We start from the raw sequence: 2,274 nt of genomic DNA on the forward strand, positions 1-2,274 counted from the left end.
CGGGTGCCCTGATGTGGGAGACTTGAGGGCAGCTCTTTTGAGTACCAAAAATTAAGGAGGCCAGCTATGAGCAAGCGTGCACGTAAACGTCGTGACCGTAAGCGTGGCGGCGCGAACCACGGCAAGCGCCCCAACGCCTAAGCAAAGCTTGGAATGACAGCTTTAGACGAATGACCCCGGAACCTCACGGTTTCCGGGGTCATTCGTTGTTGGCGGCCAGGACTGCTTTTACGGGCAGGACGGCGCCGCTGCGTCAGGCTTCGACCGGGTTGCTGGAGTGGATCCGGTCCAGGATTGAATTCTTGAGGTTTTCCGGGGCGGCCTCGGTGCAGGAACGCTTCACCATAACGCGGATGACACATTCGAGGTCGTACTGCTCGAAGCATTCCGGGCACCCGTCCAGGTGGTCCTTGATCTCGGCGATGTCCTCGTGCGTGAGGGCACCATCCAGGTACTCGTAAATACGTTGCATCCGGGCGTCGTCGCAATCGCCCAGTCCCTGGCAGTCGCTCATTTCCTGTTCTCCTGTTTGTTGCTTCCGGCTGCAGCGGTGGCATCTGCGGCCTTGAATCCGCGCTCGGCGGCATAGTCGGCGAGCATGTCCCGCAGCATCTTCCGGCCCCGGTGCAGACGGGACATGACCGTCCCGATCGGGGTGTTCATGATGTCTGAAATTTCCTTGTACGCGAATCCCTCGACGTCAGCGAAGTAGACCGCCAGCCGGAATTCCTCCGGAATGGACTGCAGGGCACGCTTCACATCCGAGTCCGGCAGGTGGTCGAGCGCCTCCGCCTCCGCCGACCGGAGTCCCGACGAGGTGTGCGACTCGGCCCGCGCCAGTTGCCAGTCCTCGATGGTGTCAGAGTTCGACTGCAACGGCTCGCGCTGGCGTTTGCGGTAAAGGTTGATGTAGGTATTCGTCAGGATGCGGTACAGCCAGGCCTTCAGGTTGGTGCCGGGCTTGTACTGGTGGAACGCGGAGAACGCCTTCGTGTACGCCTCCTGCACCAGGTCCTCGGCATCAGCGGGATTCCGGGCCATCCTCATGGCCGCGGAGTACAACTGGTCCACGTACTGCATGGCGTCGCGTTCGAAGCGTACCCGGCGCTCTTGCGTGGTTTCAGTCGCCACATCCAGCACCTGCCCGTCCACGATCGTCTCGCGGGCGGCAGCCTCCTGAACGGCGCCAGGCTCCGGGACGGAGCCGGATTCCGGGACGGAGCCGGAGTCCGGGGCAGGGCCAGAATGCGCGCCGGTGGGGCCGGCAGCAGGTGACTTAGCGGGAGTGGCGCCGTTTCCGGCCACCTCGTGCATGGCCGCAACGGCCGGATCCATGGTGCTCATTGCCCTCAAGTCTACTGGCACGTTCCGGCGGGCGTCCGAAATTGCCGGCCCGGTTCCATCCCGCAGTGCCACGGCCCACAACTCCGCGGGCATGTCCTTCACCAGAACCAAATCTCCGCCTCCCTGCGCCACGACGGAGTGCTCCAGCCGTGCCACTGTGTTCCGGCCCGTTGTCCGGGCTGGTCTGACTCATCATCAAGCTCAACATCCAGCCGTAAATAAGCAGCTGGAACCTGTCATTCACAACCCCGCCCGGCGGGCAAATATTCCACAAAAGTGCAAGACTAGAACCGGTTCTCCCGCATTGATTCCGCGGCTCGTCCAACCAGGAGGAAATTCATGTCCTTTGTCCGCTTTCTCGCCCGGCCCATGCTCGCCTCCAGTTTCGTCCTTGCAGGCATGGACAAGCTCAAGAACGCGGATGACACTGCGACGCAGCTCTCACCCCTGCTGCGCCGCGCGGCTGAATCCCTGCCGTTCCAGACCAACGAAAAGGTCTTGGCCCGCGTTATCGGCGGTACCCAGGTCGGAGCCGGCGTCCTCTTCGCGCTGGGCAAGTCGGCCCGCCTCGCCGCCACCATCCTTGCCGTCATCTCCGCGCTCAACAGCTACGTTGAATGGCGCAGCGCGGACATCACGTCCAAGGAGGGCCGCGACGCCCGCCGCAAGCAGCTGCTCAAGAACGTCTCACTGACCGGCGGCGTGCTGCTGGCCGCCGTCGACACGAACGGCCGCCCCAGCCTTGCATGGCGCGCCGAGCACCTCGCCGCGGACGCCAGGAAGAACGCCGGCCACCTCGCCGCTGACGTCAAGAAGACCACCGGGAAGCAGCTGAAGAAGGCCGACAAAGCCGTCCGCAAAGCCGTTGACCACAACGTCGGAGCCTAAAGCAGCAATGACAGGCACCACCCCCACCGCAGCTTCGCCCTC

At 63.4% G+C, this 2,274-nt stretch carries 4 protein-coding genes; 2 read left to right on the forward strand and 2 right to left on the reverse strand.

Annotated features, from left to right (window positions below):
- Positions 1-66 precede the first annotated feature (66 nt).
- Positions 67-141: a 50S ribosomal protein bL37 gene (locus tag K789_RS26825; RefSeq protein ID WP_104061284.1), complete on the forward strand. Its 75-nt coding sequence runs from the start codon at positions 67-69 to the stop codon at positions 139-141.
- A gap of 112 nt (positions 142-253) precedes the next feature.
- On the opposite strand, the gene rsrA is transcribed toward K789_RS26825, so the two are convergent.
- Both rsrA and K789_RS0118305 read right to left on the reverse strand, forming a co-directional pair.
- Entirely contained in the window at positions 254-514 is a 261-nt protein-coding gene (gene rsrA, locus K789_RS0118300) for a mycothiol system anti-sigma-R factor (protein WP_024368019.1), read from the reverse strand.
- Positions 511-1,344, reverse strand: coding sequence for a sigma-70 family RNA polymerase sigma factor (locus K789_RS0118305; protein WP_029705258.1), 834 nt, complete (start codon positions 1,342-1,344; stop codon positions 511-513). The genes rsrA and K789_RS0118305 overlap by 4 nt, the downstream gene beginning before the upstream one ends.
- 339 nt (positions 1,345-1,683) lie before the next feature.
- On the opposite strand from K789_RS0118305, the gene K789_RS0118310 reads away from it, so the two are divergent.
- Positions 1,684-2,232, forward strand: coding sequence for a DoxX family protein (locus tag K789_RS0118310; RefSeq protein WP_024368021.1), 549 nt, complete (start codon positions 1,684-1,686; stop codon positions 2,230-2,232).
- The last annotated feature ends 42 nt before the right edge of the window (positions 2,233-2,274 follow it).

The sequence above is a fragment of the Arthrobacter sp. TB 26 genome, assembly GCF_000427315.1.
Classification (GTDB): Bacteria; Actinomycetota; Actinomycetes; order Actinomycetales; family Micrococcaceae; genus Arthrobacter.

Coding starts and splice junctions, on each gene's coding strand:
- K789_RS0118310 (WP_024368021.1), top strand. CDS start 1,684: ATGTCCTTTGTCCGCTTTCTCGCCCGGCCCATGCTCGCCTCCAGTTTC.
- K789_RS0118305 (WP_029705258.1), bottom strand. CDS start 1,344: ATGAGCACCATGGATCCGGCCGTTGCGGCCATGCACGAGGTGGCCGGA.
- rsrA (WP_024368019.1), bottom strand. CDS start 514: ATGAGCGACTGCCAGGGACTGGGCGATTGCGACGACGCCCGGATGCAA.